The organism is Rossellomorea vietnamensis NBRC 101237 (assembly GCF_001591825.1).
In the GTDB taxonomy this organism is placed as follows: domain Bacteria; phylum Bacillota; class Bacilli; order Bacillales; family Bacillaceae_B; genus Rossellomorea; species Rossellomorea vietnamensis.
This window is the reverse complement of sequence record NZ_BCVQ01000033.1, coordinates 1-21,837: the sequence shown is the minus strand read 5'-3', so window position 1 is coordinate 21,837 and position 21,837 is coordinate 1. Positions and strand designations below refer to the sequence as shown.

General features: G+C 41.5%; 21 protein-coding genes and 1 other annotated feature. Of the genes, 6 read left to right on the top strand and 15 right to left on the bottom strand.

The genetic code is table 11. The features are described from left to right. Positions 1–47: 47 nt before the first annotated feature. From BVI01S_RS15505 to BVI01S_RS15490, 4 genes are all read left to right on the top strand, one after another. Positions 48–689: a lytic transglycosylase domain-containing protein gene (locus BVI01S_RS15505; RefSeq protein WP_061810838.1), complete on the top strand. Its 642-nt coding sequence runs from the start codon at positions 48–50 to the stop codon at positions 687–689. Between the two features lie 248 nt (positions 690–937). Beyond that, positions 938–1,339, top strand: coding sequence for a globin domain-containing protein (locus BVI01S_RS15500; RefSeq protein WP_034763471.1), 402 nt, complete (start codon positions 938–940; stop codon positions 1,337–1,339). Then, positions 1,332–2,198: a ClpXP adapter SpxH family protein gene (locus BVI01S_RS15495; protein WP_051758461.1), complete on the top strand. Its 867-nt coding sequence runs from the start codon at positions 1,332–1,334 to the stop codon at positions 2,196–2,198. Before BVI01S_RS15500 ends, BVI01S_RS15495 begins: the two co-directional genes overlap by 8 nt. Positions 2,199–2,478: 280 nt before the next feature. Further along, complete coding sequence (locus tag BVI01S_RS15490; RefSeq protein WP_061810837.1) at positions 2,479–2,667, top strand: hypothetical protein; 189 nt, start codon at positions 2,479–2,481, stop codon at positions 2,665–2,667. Positions 2,668–2,759: 92 nt separating this feature from the next. Here the strand turns inward: BVI01S_RS15490 and pepF are convergent, their stop codons facing one another. The 12 genes from pepF to BVI01S_RS15430 form a co-directional block, all read right to left on the bottom strand. Continuing rightward, positions 2,760–4,583, bottom strand: a complete 1,824-nt coding sequence (gene pepF, locus BVI01S_RS15485) for an oligoendopeptidase F (RefSeq protein WP_061810836.1) — start codon at positions 4,581–4,583, stop codon at positions 2,760–2,762. Between the two features lie 88 nt (positions 4,584–4,671). After that, positions 4,672–5,850 (bottom strand): competence protein CoiA, encoded by a 1,179-nt coding sequence (locus BVI01S_RS15480; RefSeq protein WP_061810835.1) that lies wholly within the window; start codon positions 5,848–5,850, stop codon positions 4,672–4,674. Positions 5,851–5,940: 90 nt separating this feature from the next. Then, positions 5,941–7,446: a cardiolipin synthase gene (cls, locus tag BVI01S_RS15475; RefSeq protein WP_034763464.1), complete on the bottom strand. Its 1,506-nt coding sequence runs from the start codon at positions 7,444–7,446 to the stop codon at positions 5,941–5,943. Positions 7,447–7,551: 105 nt separating this feature from the next. Further along, positions 7,552–8,223 carry an adaptor protein MecA gene (mecA, locus tag BVI01S_RS15470; protein WP_034763461.1) on the bottom strand — a complete coding sequence of 224 codons (672 nt, stop codon included), beginning with the start codon at positions 8,221–8,223 and terminating at the stop codon, positions 7,552–7,554. Between the two features lie 334 nt (positions 8,224–8,557). Beyond that, positions 8,558–8,953 carry a transcriptional regulator SpxA gene (gene spxA / locus BVI01S_RS15465; RefSeq protein ID WP_032089161.1) on the bottom strand — a complete coding sequence of 132 codons (396 nt, stop codon included), beginning with the start codon at positions 8,951–8,953 and terminating at the stop codon, positions 8,558–8,560. A gap of 297 nt (positions 8,954–9,250) precedes the next feature. Further along, entirely contained in the window at positions 9,251–9,823 is a 573-nt protein-coding gene (locus BVI01S_RS15460; RefSeq protein WP_034763459.1) for a GNAT family N-acetyltransferase, read from the bottom strand. A gap of 293 nt (positions 9,824–10,116) precedes the next feature. Next, the gene (locus BVI01S_RS15455; RefSeq protein ID WP_411388037.1) at positions 10,117–11,313 is read right to left on the bottom strand and encodes a putative glycoside hydrolase; all 1,197 of its coding nucleotides are present in this window, start codon (positions 11,311–11,313) and stop codon (positions 10,117–10,119) included. A gap of 217 nt (positions 11,314–11,530) precedes the next feature. Continuing rightward, positions 11,531–12,466: an ABC transporter ATP-binding protein gene (locus BVI01S_RS15450; RefSeq protein WP_034763457.1), complete on the bottom strand. Its 936-nt coding sequence runs from the start codon at positions 12,464–12,466 to the stop codon at positions 11,531–11,533. Further along, positions 12,466–13,536: an ABC transporter ATP-binding protein gene (locus BVI01S_RS15445; RefSeq protein WP_034763456.1), complete on the bottom strand. Its 1,071-nt coding sequence runs from the start codon at positions 13,534–13,536 to the stop codon at positions 12,466–12,468. The genes BVI01S_RS15450 and BVI01S_RS15445 overlap by 1 nt, the downstream gene beginning before the upstream one ends. Before the next feature lie 18 nt (positions 13,537–13,554). Continuing rightward, on the bottom strand, positions 13,555–14,589 hold the full coding sequence (opp3C, locus tag BVI01S_RS15440; RefSeq protein ID WP_034763455.1) for an oligopeptide ABC transporter permease: 1,035 nt from the start codon (positions 14,587–14,589) through the stop codon (positions 13,555–13,557). Further along, entirely contained in the window at positions 14,589–15,518 is a 930-nt protein-coding gene (gene opp3b, locus BVI01S_RS15435) for an oligopeptide ABC transporter permease (RefSeq protein WP_034763453.1), read from the bottom strand. The genes opp3C and opp3b overlap by 1 nt, the downstream gene beginning before the upstream one ends. A 172-nt stretch (positions 15,519–15,690) precedes the next feature. Beyond that, positions 15,691–17,343: a peptide ABC transporter substrate-binding protein gene (locus BVI01S_RS15430; protein WP_034763452.1), complete on the bottom strand. Its 1,653-nt coding sequence runs from the start codon at positions 17,341–17,343 to the stop codon at positions 15,691–15,693. Between the two features lie 510 nt (positions 17,344–17,853). Between BVI01S_RS15430 and BVI01S_RS15425 the strand changes: the two genes are divergently transcribed. Continuing rightward, a complete protein-coding gene (locus BVI01S_RS15425) occupies positions 17,854–18,237 on the top strand; it encodes a DUF3899 domain-containing protein (protein ID WP_167562124.1) in 384 nt (127 codons plus the stop codon). A gap of 43 nt (positions 18,238–18,280) precedes the next feature. After that, positions 18,281–18,512, top strand: a binding site (T-box leader). Between the two features lie 51 nt (positions 18,513–18,563). Beyond that, positions 18,564–19,562 carry a tryptophan--tRNA ligase gene (gene trpS, locus BVI01S_RS15420; RefSeq protein ID WP_034763448.1) on the top strand — a complete coding sequence of 333 codons (999 nt, stop codon included), beginning with the start codon at positions 18,564–18,566 and terminating at the stop codon, positions 19,560–19,562. Between the two features lie 102 nt (positions 19,563–19,664). Here the strand turns inward: trpS and BVI01S_RS15415 are convergent, their stop codons facing one another. The 3 genes from BVI01S_RS15415 to BVI01S_RS15405 all read right to left on the bottom strand — a co-directional run bounded on the left by BVI01S_RS15415 (position 19,665) and on the right by BVI01S_RS15405 (position 21,617). Next, entirely contained in the window at positions 19,665–20,414 is a 750-nt protein-coding gene (locus BVI01S_RS15415; RefSeq protein ID WP_034763445.1) for a YjbA family protein, read from the bottom strand. A 95-nt stretch (positions 20,415–20,509) separates the two neighbouring features. After that, positions 20,510–20,719, bottom strand: coding sequence for a YuzI family membrane protein (locus BVI01S_RS15410; protein ID WP_034763443.1), 210 nt, complete (start codon positions 20,717–20,719; stop codon positions 20,510–20,512). 136 nt (positions 20,720–20,855) lie between these two features. Further along, positions 20,856–21,617, bottom strand: a complete 762-nt coding sequence (locus tag BVI01S_RS15405; protein WP_159361746.1) for a DUF2268 domain-containing putative Zn-dependent protease — start codon at positions 21,615–21,617, stop codon at positions 20,856–20,858. Between the last annotated feature and the right edge of the window lie 220 nt (positions 21,618–21,837).

The window sequence follows — 21,837 nt, the reverse complement described above, 5'->3', positions numbered from 1 at the left end:
CCGATATAGAATACGAATAAGCGTTTTATTAAAGAGGAGTCAAATATATGAATGTCCAACAGTTGAGAACGATGATGGAGCTTCAAGCCTTGAACAGTCTCGGGTCCGTATCTTCTTTCCAGGATACAACCGGTCAATCGAATGATTTATTTCAACAATTATTAACAAGTGCCCTACAACCAAGCCAACAAAATATAGATTTGAATCAAACACTTGGAGCCGTCAATGGAGCCCACCTGACCCAATCCGCCAGTTCGGTCCCTATAGGCATCAATCCCCTTTCGGCTCTAAACAAGTCGAACTGGAATGCCCCGGAGGAGATCGATGAAATCATCAGCCGGGCAGCGGATCACTATGCCATTCCAAAAAAATTGATTCAAGCCGTCATTAAACAGGAGTCCAATTTCAATCCGGATGCCGTCAGCCCTGCAGGCGCCACCGGATTGATGCAGCTCATGCCGAGCACCGCACGAGGACTTGGGGTCAACAATGTATTCGATCCGGAAGAGAATGTTTTTGCCGGTACAAAATATTTAAAGCAAATGCTCGATAAGTACAATGGAGACATCCACCTTGCACTGGCTGCCTACAATGCAGGTCCCGGAAACGTTGATAAATACAACGGTATTCCACCGTTCAAAGAAACCACTTCCTATGTAAAAAAAGTGACGGATCGCTATTTTGCCTAACGATCCCGTCATCATTCAAAAAGCAGGCCGCATAGGCCCGCTTTTTTTGATGACGCGGATGTGGTCCAATCGACCCTGATTGACTCTTCAGCCCTATTTCCCACTATTTCATGGGATTTGGGAATAGAGTGACAAAAGCGGGCTACACTAATTTAGGAATAATCAGTTGATGTAAGGCGATTTGTTTGAGATATGAAAGAATGCTTGCTAGAATGAACATACAATCTAAGGAAAAAGGAGTCATTCTTATGGTCGAGAAACCACAAATGCCTTATAATCTTATCGGCGAAAAGAAACTCTCCATGCTCGTTGAAGCCTTTTATAATAGAGTATCAAATCATCCTGAGTTATCACCGATCTTTCCGGATGATTTAACCGAGACAGCTCGTAAACAGAAACAATTCCTAACTCAATATTTAGGTGGACCGGCTCTTTATACAGAAGAACACGGACACCCCATGCTGCGTGCAAGGCACCTCCCCTTTCCCATCACAGAGTCACGGGCTAAGGCTTGGTTAAGTTGTATGCATGATGCAATGGATGAGGTCAACCTAGAGGGTCCTGTAAGGGATGACTTTTTTCACAGACTAGTATTAACCGCCCATCATATGGTAAATACTGAAACACCCAAGGGTTCTTCCATTGACTAGAACAACTAGCTGGCATCACCTGAAAGGGTGTGGGCGTGACAAGAAACCTCTGGAAATATATATGTTTGTTGACCCTCTTTGCCCGGAATGCTGGGCGCTTGAACCAATCTTAAAGAAATTGCACATTGAGTATGGACAATACTTCCGAATCCGCTACATTCTAAGCGGGCAGCTCGCCTCATTGAACCTGGCGACGAAACGGAAGAAGGAAGATCTGGCACAGCAATGGGATAAAACAGCGAGTCGCTCCGGTATGTCCTGTGACGGGAGCCTGTGGATAGAGAATCCAATTGATTCACCCTATCTCGCTTCATTCGCCATTAAAGCGGCAGAACTTCAAGGAAAGCACTCGGGGATCCGCTTTTTACGTTTTTTACAAGAACGATTATTCCTTCAGAAACAAGACATCTCCAATATCGAGGTACTGAAGGAATGCGCACAGGCAGCCAAGCTTGATCTCACGGAATTCATGAACGATATCAACTCTTCTTCCGCATCCAAAGCGTTTCAATGTGATGTCAAAATCACGTCTGAAATGGAAGTTGAGGAAATTCCGACACTTGTCTTCTTCAATGAGAATATTGAAGATGAGGGACTAAAGATTACAGGATTGTATTCCTATGAGGTATACGTACACATCATTGAAGAAATGCTTGCAACAAAGCCGGAAAAACAGCCATTGCCTCCACTGGATGTATTCATGAAGTATTATCGGGTTGTCGCATCGAAGGAAATAGCCGTTGTGTACGATTTATCGGTAGAAGAAGTAGAAAAACAAATGAAGAAATGGACGCTTCAGCAAAAAGTGAAAAAGCTCCCTGCAAAGCACGGAACCTTTTGGAAATATATTAGTCAATAATTATTTCAATATAATTAAACAGCCGTATAAACAAGAAAAGCCGATGTTGTTTCCAACATCGGTTTTTCAATACGAACAAAGGGGATGGGAGAAATTTTTCACGGTCAAACAAAGGGGTATATGTTTGCTTGTGATCAACTTCACACTGATAATATATCACGTATCCACTTGTATTGGCAAGTTGTTTGTATGGTATTTCACAATATTGTCAAAATCGATTCATGTTCTCCATTTCCCCTTCATATACATGGTAATAAGACAATGCTCGGAGGGAATGGCTATGCTCTCAAAAATGAAATACGGAATCCTCCTTCTACTGATCGTGATCAGTTTCTTCATAAATATCCTTGGACTTATGCACCTGGTACCGGTTTATATTACATCCCCCATCCTCTTTCTCTCCCTTCTCCTCTTCTTCCACTCACTGGGAAACCGTAACCGCTTTAGGGGATTCAAATCCATGAAATGAGGGACGGACCTATATAATCAGGTGCCAAGAAAAAACACCCCTCCTGAAAGGTTACCTTCAGGAAGGGTGTTTCTTTTCATAATCGTCTCTATTTATTGCAATTTTTCAAGCAGTTCTTCCATTTCATTCAGCTTTTCTTCAAAGACCTTACAAGCATCTTCCACCGGTTTGGATGTTGTCACATCCACCCCTGCTTTCTTCAATACTTCAATCGGGTAATCGGAACTTCCAGCTTTAAGGAAATCGATGTAGCGTTCCACTGCAGGTTCGCCTTCTTCCAGGATCTGTTGACTAAGGGCCGTTGCTGCAGAGAAGCCTGTAGCATATTGATATACATAATAATTGTAATAGAAATGGGGGATACGAGCCCATTCCAATCCAATCTCTTCATCAATCGAAATGTCTTCCCCGAAATACTTCTTATTCAACTCATAATACTGTTTGGTGAGGAACTCCGAAGTCAGCGCTTCTCCTTCCTGGGCTTTCTTATGGATTAGATGCTCGAATTCAGCAAACATCGTCTGACGGAAAACAGTCCCTCTGAATCCTTCAAGATAATGATTCAACAGGTACAATCTTTTCTTCTCATCATCGATCGTATTCAACAGATAATCATTTAATAATGCTTCATTGCAAGTGGAAGCGACTTCTGCCACAAAGATGGAGTAATGACCGTACGTGTAAGGTTGGGAACTGCGCGTATAGTAACTATGGACACTGTGACCGAATTCATGGGCCAGTGTGAACAGATTGTTTACATTATCCTGCCAATTCATGAGGATATAAGGATTGGTACCGTATGCCCCGGATGAGTAAGCACCACTTCTCTTTCCTTTATTTTCGACAACGTCCACCCAGCGATTCTCAAATCCTTCTTTCAGTACATTGGCATACTCCTCACCCAGTGGCTTCAGTCCGTCGAGGATCATGCTTTGTGCTTCGTCATAGCTTATCTCCATTTTGACTTCCTTCACGAGTGGGGTATACAAATCATACATATGAACCTCATCCAGACCAAGCACTTTCTTACGAAGCTTGACATAACGCTGGAGGAGATGAAGGTTTTTATTCACCGTATCGACAAGGTTATCATACACTTCTTCAGGGATATTGTTATTGGATAATGCCGCATGTCTCGCCGAATCGTAATGCCTGACGTTTGCGACGAAATTATCTTTCTTCACCGCTCCGCTTAACGTTGAGGCGAATGTGTTTTCAAATTTCCCGTACGTTTCATAGACCTTTTTGAAGGCTTCTTCCCGGACACGGCGATCGCTGCTCTCCAGGAAACGGATAAAACGACCGTGTGTGATATCCACTTCTTCCCCATTTTCATCTTTGATGCTCGGAAACTCAAGGTCTGCGTTATTCAACATGCCGAATGTATTGCTTGCAGCACTGAACACTTCAGACGCCTGGGCCAAAAGTGCTTCTTCTTCAGCGGAGAGAACATGCGGACGCTGAAGATTGATTTCCTCTAAAGCATGCTTATACTTTTTCAGTTCATCCTTCTCTTCAAGGAAGCCATTCAGCTTCTCTTCGTCAATCGATAGAACTTCCGGTACCAAATAAGCAAACTTACTCCCTAACTGTGTATAAAGACTTTTGGCACGGTCATCAAGACCCTGATAATAGGAATTGGTCGTATCCTGGTCATAGCGCATATGAGAATATGTATACACCTTCCCCATACGTTCCATTATTTTATCCTGGAAGGCAAATGCTTTATAAAGCTGATCTGCACTATCACCCAGTGTTCCCTTATATTCGTCTGCTCTCTTTGTTATTCCTTGGATTTCTTTATATTCTTTCTCCCACGCATCATCACTTTCGAAAATATCTTCCAATCTCCACGTTAACGTTTCATCTACCTCTTTTCTTCCAGGCAGACTTTTAGTAGCTGTATCTTTTGACATATACATCCTCCATTCTGAAATCTACAGAAAATTCCTTATAGTTACATTCTCTCTCATCTACCAATTTCCTGCAACAATACAATCTTTCTTACAGCTTTTTTAATATATGCTTCCATCTAGGAAAAAAATCATGTTTATGCTGTTCGTAGGCTGAAAAATGATCCGGGCAGCTCCAGGGCTCAGTGAGTTGATACATATCATTTATTTTCCTGAGAACCTGCAACTCTTCAAGTAAACGTAAATACCCGCTTGCGATTCTCTTTATCTCTTCATCGATTTTTAGGAGAGGAAGGGAACGCAGCTCGATATGGCCATTTGCAATCCTTCTATTAAGCACCCTGCACACACTTTCCTCTGAAATCGCATTCTCTTTCAAACAATCTTTCCATACGTAATATTGCCATTCCACTTCGTGATTTCTGATATGAATGCCATGGGGAATGACAGGGATGCCAATATAAAGCGGCAAATATAAAAACGTATCCCCTTCGCCGTATACTTCCCTTAAAAACACATCTGTCCTCGCTTTATTATAGTGAATTTTGTTGTATATCCATTTCGTTCTAAAATCGTACCAATGGGATAAAAAGCTGGGATGAAGAACGGAAACATTCGGAATGGAAGGAGGAAGTGTGAACTCCGAAACGGGGATGATGATGGGTGCTGCACTCATAAATGCCGTGGTGGAAACCGGAAGGAGATGAGGATAGAGTTGAAAGATGCTTCTATCAGGAAGAAAATGAAGGATAAAATAATCCAGATGTGGAGAGTATCGGATAAATGCTTGTTGGAAGGTCGTTAGACTCAGGAGCTTCTTCGACTTAAGGGGCTGTGTCAGGATCCAAAAGGGGGTGATCCCCTGTCGATGATAACCATATGTGCGGCGTACTATTTCAGAAATCGGTATGCTTGAACACTGAATCTCGATGGCGATCTCTGCCGTATCTGTTTTCACATAAATATCCGCGACTTGCTTAAGCCCTTTAATGGAATGTTCGAGACTCACACTTGTATAGAGGGAGCTGACCCTGTCGTATAATAACTGCTTACTTAATAGATGTTGCGGTGTCTCCCCCCTTACTAACTCGCAATCTGCATGGGAGATATGGGCAAAATGGGGTACGTTGCAGCTACCGATTTTCATGGTCAGCGGTGAAGAACAATGGGGACAGATAAATGAGGCACCCCTCTTTCTTAACCCTCTTAATTCTTCCCTGGAATAATGGATGGTGGTAAATACTTGCCGGTTGAGTAATGCTGTTAACATAGAACACCTCCTTTTGTTACCATTCGACATAAATAGTAAAAATCCTCCATAAACAAAGCCCTCAAGCAAAAAATGCTTGAGGGCTTCACACTATAACAAGGGAGACATCAGGCGGGAAGTGGATTCTAAGACCCTGTATCCCAGATGCCGCTTCTGAAATTCTTCCAGCTGCAATTCTTCCGATTCCTCCAGGTCATGTAAATATTCTTTTACAATAGAGGAAGTGCTTTCTGTTTTATACAAAAACGCATTCACTTCAAAATTCAAGTGAAAACTTCTCATATCCATATTCGATGTTCCGATTGAAGCCATTTCTTCATCTACAATCACGATTTTACTATGCATGAACCCTTTTTGATACTCAAATATTCGGGCCCCGGCTTCCAGAAGATCTGGGAAATAAGAGCGGGAGGCATGGAATACAATCCGTTTATCCGGTTTATGAGGAACCAGAAGTCTCACATCCACACCACTTAAAGCGGCAATCTTCAAAGCTGAGAAAATATCTTCATCCGGAACGAAATAAGGGGATGCCACCCACACACTCTTTTTCGCAGAGGTGATCATCGAGAAGAATATATTCTTCAGGACGCTTAATTCATTATCGGGTCCCCCCGCAATCATCTGAACGCCGCCGTCGTTCGCATTTTCAAGTGGATCAGGACTTAAATATCCGGGTGTCAGAAAATCATCGTTCGTCATATAATACCAATCCTGCAGAAAAATCAACTGCAGGGTCCGAACAGCTTCTCCCCTTACAAACAGGTGAGTGTCCCTCCAGAAACCGAAGTGTGGATTCTTACCTAAATATTCATCCCCAATATTGAGTCCTCCCACAAATCCGATACTCCCATCGATGACAATGATTTTACGGTGATTCCGAAAGTTAAATTTATTATTCAGCACCGGAATCTTAACAGGTCCGAACGCAACAACTTCTACACCTGCATTTTTTAAATCATTTATATAATCCTTTGATAGTTGCCAGGCACCGACAGCATCGTAAAGGAAGCGTATTTTGACTCCATCATTGGCCCGTTCAATAAGGATATCCTTAATCTGGTTACCGATTTCGTCATGACGCACAATATAATATTCCATATGGATATGATGCTTTGCGGTCTTTAACCACGTCAGAATTTCACCGAACGTTTCGTTACCATTGGTCAACAGTTTTGTTTCGGTGGAAAAGGATATAGCACTATTCCCGATTCTTTGAGCTAACTGAAAATGCTTTTCTTGAAATAAGCCAAACATATCTGCGTTTATTTCTTTTGGACCGGGCTCGAATTTATTATAGGTTTCCTGATCCAAAATGTACTTCTTTTTATACATTTTCTCTTTTCTGTAATTCCGTCCAAATAATAAGTAAAAAATGAAGCCTAAAAACGGGAATGCCCCCAAAACCACGAGCCATGTCAAGGTTTGGGCAGGATGACGATTTTCAAAGAAAATAAGAAACCCAATGACAACGACAGAGAATGTAAAGACAATACTAAAATACTTCATCATTCCTGAAAGATACTGATCAAAATAAAAAATATAACTTAATACAAGGACAGCACAAAATAAGAGGACCCTTACCGTATTCTTCATATGTAGTAACACCTTCCACCGGCTTAATGTTTCAAAAATTGAAAACCCTTATACAGAGAGTGGATATAAAAAATACCGATTTCTATATGAAACCGGTATTGATCCTTACGAAAAGTGTTCACTTAACGTCTCAAAGACATGGTCATGGATGACCACTTTGCCATACTCTTCAAGGCGATGAACGGTCATTCGTGATTCATCGGCATATTCAAGCAGAATACTTAACGTATTATCGATATCTTCTTCTGAAAAGTGTTCTTCAGAAAATTTAACATAAATAAAATATTTATCTTCGAATGCAAGCAGCTTTGTTTCTAAATGTTCCATAGGCATGTCTTTCAACCGATGGGATAGAGAAATCGCATCTTCGAAATCATTGAATTTCAACGTGAAGTCCAAAACAACTTCAGCTTCCCCATCCTGATCCTGCTTGATTTGGAAATGCTGATCCAATAGTTCCTCTATACGCTCATCGACAGGAAGTTCCTTGAGCTTATCCTCTGGAATAGGAAGCTCGAATCGCTGGCCATCCTTAGAAACCTGAGCTCTTGTAACAAGGACTTCAAGCCCTTTATCTAACGCCTGAACCTGAATCCAAAGCGGTCCTTCAATTCCGAAATCTTCTTCTTGATGAACTTCATCCATCATTTCCCAGAAGAGTTCTTCACTCCGTTCTCGGTTATACCAGATTTCTTCACGGTCAAATCCGCGATCTTCGATATCCCCATAAGAAATATAGAACTTGACTGTATTTTCGTTTATGCGTTCGATTTCCAATTAACACCTCTCCCTTCTTGCATGATGTTAGTGAAGGGACTACACCCTCTGAGCAAAACGCTCTATTGCTGGTGAAGATTGAAGATACATTTAGATTAGTTTGTACCTTGTACTTCTATTTTATGATAAAACCTCAGAAAATGGAATTAAACTAACACCCATTTTTTTCTCACAAATCCCTCTAGGCGTTTTTGACATTTTAGCGGATATTTGCAGAAAATTCAAGTGATAAAACTTATTCTAAAATAAAGAGACTGACCCGAAAGGAGACGCAACGTTCCTTAAAGGGTCAGCCCCTTTTACTTATATATTCCCCTACTTGGAAAAGAGTACTTTAGTTTACCATTCTTTGAGCTTCAAGAAGCTGGAATGTCCGAACCTTTCTTGGTAGGAAACGTCTGATCTCATCTTCGTTGTATCCAACCTGAAGGCGCTTTTCATCAAGGATGATCGGTCGTCTCAGCAGTCCGGGATTTTTTTGAATCAATTCGAACAGTTCTTGAAGTGGTAAAGTTTCCAGGTCAACATTAAGCTTCTGGAATGTTTTAGAACGGGTTGAAATGATTTCATCTGTTCCATCCTCAGTCATGCGAAGGATTTCTTTGATTTCATCAATGCTTAATGGTTCAGAAAAAACGTTGCGTTCGGTATAAGGAATCTCATGCTCTTCTAACCAAGCTTTTGCCTTGCGACAAGATGTACAACTAGGTGAAGTGAATAATGTAACCACGAATCATTCACACTCCCTTTAGGAATTTTTATAATATAGAGTATATTATTTAAACGACGTTAATTAAAATTAGTTTAAATAAGAAATCTCTATTATGTATTATACATGAATTACAGTCCCATGAATATAGTTTTAACTAATTTGTCAAATTTCCTGTACAGAGGTTTAACAAAGCTATATATTCTGTTTCTATTATGGGTTTACCCGGTACACTCTTAGCTTAAACATGATATTGTATATTTCCATTTTTTCATTTAGAAAACCTTATTGCGAATAGGCAATAAGGTTTTCTTTCGTTTAAAGATCTTTTAATACGTCCCCATCACGCTCTTCGTCCTTCTTTAACACTTCGTCAACGGGTTGATAAGATGCACCGTAAAATTTGTGGTCATTATACGTATGGATGAGCTCATATGTTTTTTTCATGGAATTAAAGATCAGATCTTCGGACTCATGTTGAGGGGCCCAGTATAGGATTTCCATTTCATTTATTTCGTTTGTAGCAAGTGAACGGCGGGCATACCCAATACTGACGGCGTGTTCGAATCCTTCACGTTTGTAGAATTTCAAGCGCTTCTCAGTGTCAGTGTCATCATAGTCCACTGGTTCGACTTCCAAAATGATGGCTTTCTTCTTTTCTTTCAACTTATCGAGTAATTTATGGCCCAGGCCTTGTCCACGGGCATCCTTTGAGACGAAGAGATAATCGATGAAGATAAAGTCTTCAAGTTCGGCGTACATAAGGACATGGTGCGGCCCTTCATCTTTGTGATAGATGTCGCTTCTTTCTTTTAACAGTGATTCAAGATGTTCTTTTGATTTCATTTCCTCTACAGGGAAATATTGATTTAATTTTTCATACCAGTGCATGGATCTACTCCTTCGTTTGAATTTTTGAGTGACATTGACTAACGGGATACCATTATCATTCTCAGAAAAAAATAGGTTTATGTTAGATGTTAGTCTTATCCGTGGGATAATCGTACGGAATCACAGGCTGTACTGCCCATGAAGAGGAAGATGTGGTTGAAAGCGGTTAATCTTACCAATACTTTAATGATAACAATATTTCAACGCTTTTTCAAATGAGAAGCAATGCTTCGGTCCCGGTTTCTCCTTTAAAAAAAGACTGACCTGCACGTTCCAGAGGTCAGTCTCTTCTATTAAGGAGTATAGTCGACGCCTTCCGTATAGGAATTACCTGCATCCCACAGAAGGAATTCATTGATTCCTTGATCATTCAACGCCTTGATCTGTGCCTCTACTTCTGCTTTTCCATAAGGTTTGTAGTTTCCGCTGCCAAGCCAGGAAGCGGTGAAATCCTGAAGCCACGGTCTTGAGACCGGCTTATTTTTCAGTTTGGCTATTTTCGCTTTCTCCACCTTCGTGTATTCTGTTACCAGTTCGTACGGCTGTAGATCCGGTTTGGCAATTCCGAAGTAAGGTGTCCAATGACTAGGATAGATCATGGATGAAATGACATCCACATTTTCAGATATCTTTGAGAAATTCTGCCCGATACCGGGTGCCTCTGGAAGGGTTGCCGTATAACCGAAAATGTCAACGGACACTTTCACGCCATATGGTTCCAGCTTCTTATGGGCATATTCCACAAAATCAGTGACGGCATGTACACGTTTCTGTACATTATCACTATCTTCCTTGGCATATTCCCCTCCGTTATAGATGAGTTCATCATCACGCTTCTCGAATCCTTCTGGGAATCGGACGTAATCGAACTGGATTTCCTGAAAGCCCATTTTTGCTGCTTCAATGGCGATGCCTACATTATAATCCCATACTTCTTTGAGGAAAGGGTTGACGAAGGAATCCCCTCCTCCATTTGACCAAACCTTGTCCCCGTCCTTAAATGACAAGTCAGGACGCTGATTTGCAAGAACCGTATCCTTGAATACTACAATACGTGCGATCGGATAGATTTTCTTTTCTTCCAGGGTCTTTAACATCGCTTTAGGATCTTTGATATACGGCTGACCCACCTTGGCATACGGGGAAGACTCTTCCGGTTCATATGTCACATTCCCTACGTCATCTTTAATATCAATGACCATGGCATTAAGATCTGTGGTATCCATTAATTTTGTAAGCGTATCAAAACGGGCTCCACCAGCAGAATGTGCTGTAACGTATACCCCTCTTACCGCATCTGGATACTCGAAGCTCAGTCCTGAATCATATACAAATCGTGGCACCGGGCTTGTAATCTCCTTTTTGCTCATCGCAAACGTTCTCTTCTCATGTTTCACCGGACCATCTTCAGCGGCACTTGCTGACTGGAAGGGCAAGACACACATTGTGGCTACACATAAAGATGTCGCTACCTTACTCCATTTCAAAATGAACCTCTCCTCTATTAAGTATGCTATCTAGTAAATTATGTAACTCCTTATACTATTCTAACAAGGAAATGACTTGAAAGAAAAGGGTTAATCCACCTAGTCTGTCGAAATTTCCAAGGAAATGAATATTCTTCAATATATAGTATGAATCACATCAGGATTTAGACGTTATCAATGGAAAAAGCTCCCCTCATTGAAGGGAGCTTTTATCATCTTCTTAGCTTTTATACGATGCTTGATATTGCGCAAATTCTTTCTCTGAGCAGTAAACGAAATGGCCAGGTACCACTTCACGCATTTCAAGATTATCATCCTCTGTATAGTTATGAACAGAAGGGTTATATTCTTTTCTTCTGCGGGTGCGCTCATACTCGGGATCCGGTAACGGTATCGCAGATAGAAGCGATTGAGTATATGGATGAAGCGGATTTTTGTACAGGGCGTCACTAGTCGTCAATTCAACAAGCTTTCCATAATACATAACACCAATCCGGTCACTGATATACTTTACCATGGAAAGGTCATGGGCAATGAATAAGTAAGTTAATCCTTTTTCCTTTTGAAGTTCCTGCATCAGATTGACGACCTGAGCCTGAATCGAAACGTCAAGGGCTGAAATCGGCTCATCGGCAATGATGAAATCAGGATCCACAGCCAGTGCACGGGCAATCCCGATACGCTGACGTTGTCCACCTGAGAATTCATGCGGATAACGGCCTGCATGCTCTTTGTTCAGACCGACTGTTTCAAGTAGCTCATGAACCTTCTTCAATCGTTCTTCCTTGGAAGAAGCCAATCCATGAATATCAATACCTTCAGCAATGATATCGGCTACCTTCATACGGGGATTCAGACTCGCATAAGGATCCTGGAAGATCATTTGCATTTTACGGTTGAACTTCTTTAATTGAGAGCGAGACTTCTTCCCATGAACATCTTCACCGTTAAAGAGGACCTGACCGTCCGTCGCATCATAAAGACGAATGATCGTACGGCCTGTCGTTGATTTCCCACAACCCGATTCTCCAACAAGTCCAAGAGTTTCCCCTTTATAAATATCAAAGCTGATATCATCGACTGCCTTAACCATATTCGGTTTTCCCGGGTTGAAGTATTGCTTTAAGTTCTTAATTTCTAGTAATTTTTCTGTCATTATGAACGAACCCCCTCAACAAGTACCGGCTCTCTATAATTAGAAGGCATTAGTCGTTGTCTTACTTTCACTGCTTCTGGTGGCTCAACCTGCGGAGCACTCGGATGTAACAACCATGATTTCACAATATGAGTATCAGATACCTGATAATATGGCGGTTCTTGTTCAAAATCCACTTTCAAAGCATATTCACTTCGGAGAGCGAAGGCATCCCCTTTTGGTGGATTCAATAGATCCGGAGGAGTACCAGGAATCGCAACAAGCTCCTGTTCCCCTTCTGTGTCGGTTGTCGGCATCGAACCGATCAACCCCCACGTGTATGGGTGACGGGGGTCGTAGAATATTTCATCGACGGTTCCCGTTTCTACGATTTGACCACCGTACATGACCGCTACACGATCTGCCACATTCGCAACTACGCCAAGATCATGGGTGATGAAAATGATGGACGTTTCAATTTTATTTTGAAGATCCTTCATCAGCTCAAGGATCTGTGCCTGAATCGTAACGTCCAATGCAGTTGTCGGTTCATCGGCAATAAGGATTTTAGGATTACATGCAAGAGCGATAGCGATGACGACACGCTGACGCTGTCCACCCGAGAACTGATGCGGGTATTGCTTAAAGCGGGTTTCAGGGCTCGGAAGACCAACCAGCTTCAATAATTCAATTGCGCGTTTTTTCGCGTCATTTTTGCTCATGTTTTGGTGCTTCACCAGTGGTTCCATGATTTGTTTCCCGATTGTCATCGTTGGATTCAGAGACGTCATTGGATCCTGGAAGATCATCGAGATATCCTTCCCGCGGATCTTTTGCATATCCTTTTCCGGAAGCTTGGCTAAATCTTTGCCTTCAAACAGGATTTCCCCGTCTTTGATGAACCCCGGCGGGTTTGGAATTAATCTCATTAGGGCTTTCGTCGTTACGGACTTACCTGAACCCGACTCCCCAACAATCGCTAATGTTTCACCTTTATCTAAATGGAAATCTACACCACGGACAGCCTGTACTTCCCCTCCATGCGTATTGAAGGAGACGTGTAGATCTTTCACTTCTAAAATTTTTGACATTGTATTATCTCCCTTCCATTACTTACGCATTTTCGGATCTAGTGCGTCACGCAGTCCATCGGCCATTAAGTTAAAGCTTAGAATGACTAATGAAATGACAGCGGATGGTACAAGCATCATATGTGGATATGATTGGATAGATCTGTATCCTTCATTAACCAATGATCCGAGAGACGCTTTAGGTGGAGCGATCCCTAATCCGATAAAGCTTAAGAATGCTTCTGTATATATTGCAGCAGGAACCGTGAACATTGTTGTAATGATGACTGGTCCCATTACGTTCGGTAGCAGGTGTTTGAAGATCAATCGATTACTGCTTGCCCCTAATGTACGGGAAGCAAGGACAAATTCCTGATTCTTTAATTGTAGGACTTGTCCACGGACAATCCTTGACATACCGACCCAGCCGGTTATGACCATCGCCATCGTTATGGAGAAAATACCCGGTTCAAATATCAGGATGAAAAGGATGACAACAATCAGATTTGGTATCCCTACCAAAATTTCAACGATCCGTTGCATTACGTCATCGACTCTTCCACCATAGTAAGCGGAAATCCCACCGTATGAAATCCCGATTAGGAAATCAATGATCGCGGCAAGTATCCCGATGTATAGAGAGACGCGTGTTCCGTTCCAAGTACGTGTCCATAAGTCACGTCCCAGGTCATCTGTACCAAACCAGTAATTCTCTTTGATTTGTCTCGATTCATACACATCAAAACCGTCAGCGTCTTTTCCGTCAAACGGAAGCCAGCTGATCCCTGAAAGCGCTTCAATTTTCGGAGGCAGCTTTGCATGACGGATATTTTGATCACTGAATTTATATTCGTTCATTCCAGGACCGAATATGGCAAAGAATACGATGATGACAGTGATGATGATCCCTACAAGTGCACCCTTATTCTTGCGCAAACGAAGCCATGAATCCTGCCAAAAGTTTAAGCTTGGACGTGAAATTTTTTCTGCCTCGTCTCCACTAGCCTGTTGGGGTTGGAAGAGGTCTGGACTAAGTTGGTCTAGTTGCTCTTGTTTCTTTTGTTTTGCTCCCATTATTTCTTCCCTCCAGCTAAGCGAATACGCGGATCAATGATTCCGTAAAGGATATCTACCAAGAAAATGACACCAATGAATAAAGCACTAAAGAAAAGGGTAATTCCCATAATGACCGTATAATCATTCGTGTTGATTGATAAGACGAATTGTTCCCCTAATCCAGGAACCGCAAAAATTCGCTCTACAACCAGTGATCCAGTCATAACTGCTACTGTCATGGGCCCAAGAATGGTAACAATTGGAATCATGGCATTTCTAACTCCGTGCTTCACAATGGTACCCGTCTTTGATATACCTTTGGCAGTTGCTAGTAAGATATAATCAGAGTTTAAAATCTCTAACATTTCTGTTCTCATAAAACGGGCAATAGTGGCTACTACACCGACTGTAAGTGCTAGTGTAGGTAGAATGGTATGCTTATACTCACCCCAAAGTGCTACTGGAAGCCATTCAAGTTTGACCCCTACATAATATTGTAATAACGCTGCAAATACAAAGGACGGAATCGATATTCCCAATACCGCCATGAAAGTAGATCCATAGTCTAACCAAGTATTGTGTTTAATTGCAGCAATGATACCTACTAACAGTCCTATAAATGTTCCTAATACCATGGCTTGAAATCCTAAAAGTGAGGAAGGACCAATACGACTGCCAAGAATTTGAGTAACCGGGCGATTATCATATTGGAAGGATAACCCCAAATCTCCTTTAGCCAGCCCGACCATATAGTTGATATATTGTTCTGGCAGCGGGTCGTTGAGACCGTATTTATCCAGGATGATTTGTTGTTGTTCCGGAGACAGCCTTTCTGTGTTTTGCAGTGGAGATCCAGGCAGGAGCTTCATCAGAAAGAAAGTGGCGGTTGCAATGATAAGCAAAGTGATGATCATATAGACGATACGTTGAATTGTATATCTGACCATTCTTTAGCCCCCCTTTTTTATCTTATTTTTTCTACATTTTTAATTATAGCTATTTTCGACAAATTTTCAATGTATTTTTACTTTTTTGATAATTATCGACATTCACTGGAAAAGGAGAGCATATGCTCATGCATACGCTCTCCCTTTAAAGGTGTGTCTACTGAGTTAATACTTACTCAATTGAAGCCCATTTGTATGAATTATCTGCACCAAATGAATGACGTAGAACATTCTTAACATACGGACGCTCTAGATAAGAAACGCCTTTTTGATACATTGGACTGATCGCTTGATCATCGAAAAGAATCTTTTCAGCGTCAACCATTGCCTGCCAGCGTGCATCTAAATCGTCAAGAAGTTCACCTTTAGCTTGTTCAATTTTCTTGTCATATTCAGGATTTGAGTAACCCATTTGGTTATGAGCACCGTCAGTCACGAACATGTCAACGAAAGTCATCGGATCTGGATAGTCAGGACCCCAACCAGCGAAAGAGAAGTCATATTGACCTTTAGTTTCTAATTCAAGCTTTTGCTTGAATGGTTGAGCTTTGATCTTAACCGTTAATCCTTCAAGGTTTTGCTCAAGTTGTTCTTTTAGGAATTCACCGATTTTCTTAGAGCTGTCAGAGTCATAGTTTAATAGTTCTAATTCAATAGAATCTTTACCTAACTCTTCTTTTGCCTTAGCCCAGTAGTCTGCAGCTTTCTTAGCGTCGAATCCACCAAAGTCGCCAACAGCTTCACGGTATTCAGTTCCATCAGGACCTGTTACGAAATCTTTTGGTACTAAGTAGTACGCAGGGATGGATCCGTTATTAAGAAGTACGTCAACCATACCTTGCTTGTCATAAGCAGCATCGATTGCTTTACGAGCATTTACATTTTTCAATACTTCATTACCTTGGTTTAAACGTAAGAAGTATACAGACGTAGCAGCTCTTGTTTTGAAGTTTTCATCTGATTTGTACTTGTCAACGAATTCAGCTGATAGACCAGCGATATCCGCTTTGTTTGTTTCATAAAGGTTAACACCAGTAGCAGTATCTTTAACGATGTTGAAATTAACTTCTTTCAACTTCACAGTTTCTGCATCCCAGTAATCTTCGTTTTTAGAAAGTTTGAAGCTTTGCTCATGCTTCCACTCAGAAAGAGTGAATGGTCCGTTATACACAACCGTGTCAGCTTCAAGACCGAACTTGTCGCCTTGCTCTTCCACGAATTTTTGATTTTGAGGATAGAATGTTGCGAAAGAAAGTAAAGCTTTGAAATATGGTACCGGAGTTTCAAGCTGAACTTCTAATGTTTTGTCATCAGTTGCTTTAACACCTAATTCATCAACTGGTAGGTCACCAGCATTTACTTTAGCAGCGTTTTTGATATCGTACATGATGTACGCATACTCTGCACCAGTGTCAGGGTTTAAAGCTTTTTTCCAAGCGTAAACGAAGTCGTTAGCCGTAACAGGGTCTCCATTTGACCATTTCGCATCACGGATCTTGAATGTGTAAGTTTTGCCATCTTCACTGATTTGTGGTTCTTCAGCAGCCATACCTAGAACTGCCTCGTCATTTTCACCTAAACGGTAAAGACCTTCCAATACGTTGTTCATTACGTTGAATGAAACAGCGTCAGTTGCCAGAGTAGAGTCCATCGATGGGATCTCAGACGCCTCCAGCAGGTTAAGTACTTGTTCTTTCTTTTCGTCAGAACCGCCTGCACCTGATCCTTCCTCATTGCCCTCAGTCTTCTTGTCGCCGCCACAAGCAGCCAAGAAAGTACTTAGAGCCAGAAGAAGAACCAGCAAGAATGAAAACTTTTTCTTCATCTTGAAATTGACCTCCTCGTAAATCTCATATTTATTTATCTTCTAATTTTCAGAAGATTTGTTACTTATTATACATGATAGAGAAATTATTGCAATATGAATTTAACAGTTTTTTTGCCAAATTATCAGATTAGTAGGTATATTGTTGTTGAAACCCTGTTACATCAACGTTTTTTCTGAATATTTTAGAGAGTTTGTCCCATTACAATTGTTACAATCATAAATTTCATCCATGTAAAATCATTTTACATTGTGGATGATTTTTCTTCTTCCGACACTCCCCTTCTATTATAAATATTAAAACATCAGACTAAATATAAATAATAGAATTAATACTTATTTCCCTCTCTTTCAACATTTGAAATAAGATACCGTTCGTGTGTACGCCCTGTATGGATGTCTGTTGTCTTCCCTTATACACTTTTGAAAGAATTGTATATATATGAATGAGGATTGAATTATTCTTCTCCCTTCATGTATACTTTGGTTAAAAACATCTTAAGGAGCATTATGAAACGAATGAAATTGTTCAACATACTTACCTTTCTTATTTTTATCATTGCCCTGGTAGTGGCTTCACTGCAGGAAAAAGATCTGTTTCTTTCTATTATAGACAGTTTGTTTGTCATCGGGATTGCCTATAACAGTATCGGTGCCCTCCTTTATATTTTTGGAAAGGGATTTTTCAACGGGATCGTGTACGCCCTTAAAAGATTTCGCCACAGCACGAAACAGGGAAAGTATATATCCCAGTTCGATGACCTGGATGAGATGAAAGAAGCTCACGAGGAATATGGTGTACAACGCTCCTACTCCATTACGAAATCCTTTTTATTGATCGGTGGACTCGCATTCGTCCTTTCGATTATCATGACCTACCTTCTGTACACTTGAATTCACCCTTTTTTTCTCATATAATATTTACATATGAATGAAAGTATAAGCATGGATGGAGAGTAGTACTTTTCATGATGAGTCAAAGAGAGCTTGTGGGTGGTGTGAACAAGTATTCATTTGAAAAGGAATGGACTTCGGAGCTTTATGTGTGAAACGGAGTAGCACATAACGGGATGACCTTACGTTAAAAAGGTTCCATGCACGTCATGGACTAAGCTGGCTCTAACGGGCACTTAGGGTGGCACCGCGGAATCATCCCATTCGTCCCTATTTTTCATAGGACGGGTGGGTTTTTATTTTGTGTAAAACTAGGAGGAAATGAAATGAAGACAATATTTAGTGGCATTCAGCCGAGTGGGACGATCACCCTCGGTAATTACATCGGAGCGATGAAGCAATTCACCGAGCTTCAGGAAGAATATAATTGTTACTTCTGTGTGGTTGACCAGCACGCAATCACGGTGGCTCAGGATAAAATGGAGCTGCGTAAAAACATCCGCAGTCTTGCCGCCCTGTATATCGCCTGTGGCATCGATCCGGAGAAATCCACATTATTCATTCAATCGGAAGTTCCTGCACACGCACAGGCAGGATGGATCCTGCAGTGTGTGACATATATCGGGGAGCTTGAAAGAATGACTCAATTCAAAGATAAATCTCATGGCAAAGAGGCCGTTTCAGCAGGATTATTAACGTACCCACCGCTTATGGCGGCTGACATCCTGTTATATGGAACAGATCTTGTTCCCGTCGGGGAGGATCAGAAGCAGCATCTGGAACTGACCAGGAACCTGGCGGAACGCTTCAACAATAAATACAATGATATCTTTACAGTACCCGAAGTAAGAATCCCCAAAGTCGGTGCCCGGGTGATGTCCCTTCAGGACCCGTTGAAGAAGATGAGTAAATCCGATTCGAACCAGAAAGCGTTCATTACACTCCTTGACGATCCTAAACAGATCGAGAAGAAAATCAAGAGTGCCGTAACCGATTCAGACGGCATTGTGAAATATGATAAAGAAAGCAAGCCCGGCGTGTCTAACCTCCTTTCGATCTATTCGATCCTTGAAGGTACATCTATAGAAGAACTCGAACAGAAATATGAAGGGAAAGGATACGGGGACTTCAAAAGTGACTTGGCACAGGTGGTCATAAACGCCATCAAGCCGGTACAGGACCGCTACTATGAATTGATCGATTCAGAGGAATTGGATGATATCCTTGATCGCGGTGCAGAAAAGGCAAACTTCGCAGCAAACAAAATGCTGAAGAAGATGGAAAAGGCCATGGGACTGGGAAGAAAAGAGAGAAAGAGGAAATAAACAGAAAGGCCAGAGACTGCTTGCGCGGTGTCTGGCCTTTTTCCTGCCGGCATACAAAAAAACCTCAAGCCCACTCCTGACTCAAGGTTTTCATGCGAAGTATCAATTTACCTTAGGACGGTTCTCCACTTCCCATAGTTTTTCGAAAAATGGTTGTCCCTTTATCAAATTTTCACAGAGAGTGAGGTGCTTGTCCGACCAACCGTACTGGGTTTCTTCATATAGCATCTGCCATATGTCTTCGAAATCCATTTCCTGTATGGTGCGGTAGCGCTCTGGTGCCCATTCGGTGTACCAATAGCGGATTTCCGCCGTGTTGTTTGAACTGTGAAGTTGATCAAGGGCCATGAATAACAGCTGCTTCAATTGTCTTTCCTTCCGCGTTAGCCCACTCATCATATAAGGATTCGGGGAAAGAATATGATACGCATCCTCCCTTTTACCGTCCGGCTCAATGGAATACTGTACCGTTTCATGACTTTCGACCATTTCATACACCAGTTGTTCCTGTCTTGGTATCAGCCTGCTTTTTCTGATTGGAACGGTATATCCGATTGTGTCCACTGCCAGTATCCCGGTACCATCCGTCACAATGAAACAATAATCCAACTGGATCCGTTCGTGGTTTTTTCGAAGATACGCTTTTTGATAGACATGATGGAGCAGTTGTTGAGGTAACTCTGATAGATCATTCTCGATGTAATGAAACAGTGTCGTGTCTACTTTAATCAGAGGAACCTGATCCAGTAATTCAATAACGTCCTCTTTTCTCCACTCATGAAAATGGCAGACATTGTAACCATTTTCTTCGCCTTCGAACCAATTTACCCATACATCATGAAGATATAACATGATTGACCCCTCGCTTTGCTTCAATCTTATTTGTCAATCAGTATAGGCTAATCCGTGTAAATTTATTCCTATCATAAGGGGTTTTATGATAGTGATTATATTTTTCTGCGGGGTATATAGATCGAGAGGGTGATGACGAGGATTCCCAAAAGGAATAAATAACATTCGACACGTGTGGAGACGAAGACTATATAGTCTGCAAATGTCATTCCGGTCGTAAGCAAGTTTAAATACATGATTAAACTTACTCCTCCTGAAACAGCCAGTCCAAATCCTATAAAGAGCCCGAACAATTGTACCACCATACCTTCCGCCTCTATCCTTACATTTAGATATTGGAGCCCGTCCATGCTTAGTATATTTTATGAAAAGAACAGGAAGATATGACGGCACAGGACATTCTAATTTCAGGAAGATCAGATTCAGCAATCCCCTTGATTTCTATGGCAAAAATGCTGCTGACGGTTCTCCTATGAGGGAAAGGGTTGACGAATCCTGTTTCTTTAAAAACTGTTGCACCAATCGGTAGCCCGATGAATAGCCGAGCATTTTCGGAAAGGATTTCTGTCCAAGAAGCAGCTGATCATGCAGGGGACTATCCCGCCTCACTTCCAAATTGGGCTCTATCCATTTTTCATAGTAGCGGGACAATTCCTGTTCATCATACGCTTTTGTCCAGGGAGCCACATATTTCTCTCCACAGTATTCTTTGACAGCCGTTTCTGCCAGCCCCTCAAAAATGATGGAGTCAAGGAGCGTGTAGTGATCCTCCTTTTTGCTTAACCGCTTCATTCTGACACAGTGATGATATTCATGGACAAATAACGCTTCATACTCTTTAGGATCTTCCTGGTCCGTAACGAAAAAGAAGATTTCATCTTTGAAGCATACCCCTGATTTTTTCATGGATGACTGGAACATCCCCCTTTTTTCCTGTACGGGGAATAGATAGATCGGGACGCTCGGTCCATTCCACTTCCGCTTATATTTTTTTTCAAAGAGAGCAAATCGTTCCCAAAGTTTCTTTTCTTTCATTTTTTCGTAAATATCTTCTGCGAGACGCGCAGAACGATACATTCCGTGCTTTGTGAGGTATTGATAAAAGGATTGCTGATCGTCTTTGCCATTTTTCGTTTTCTTGAGAAGATCCAAGGGATTATCAATCCACTCTGCCAACCACTCATCTGTAGGTATGACTGCCACCTTCATCCCTCTTTCCATGTTTTTTAACATGTATATGTGAAAGAGGAAAGATTCACAACAAAAAGAGCCAGGGACATAAGTGTTTAGATAAAAGAAAATCCGAACAATCATTCGAGATTCTTTTTGAAAATCGAAATCGTTCGGATTCATCATTTGGCTGTATACGTAAATACCATTGCTTTTGGATGTAGTGAGTAGTGGTTGATTTCCGCTCCAGTTG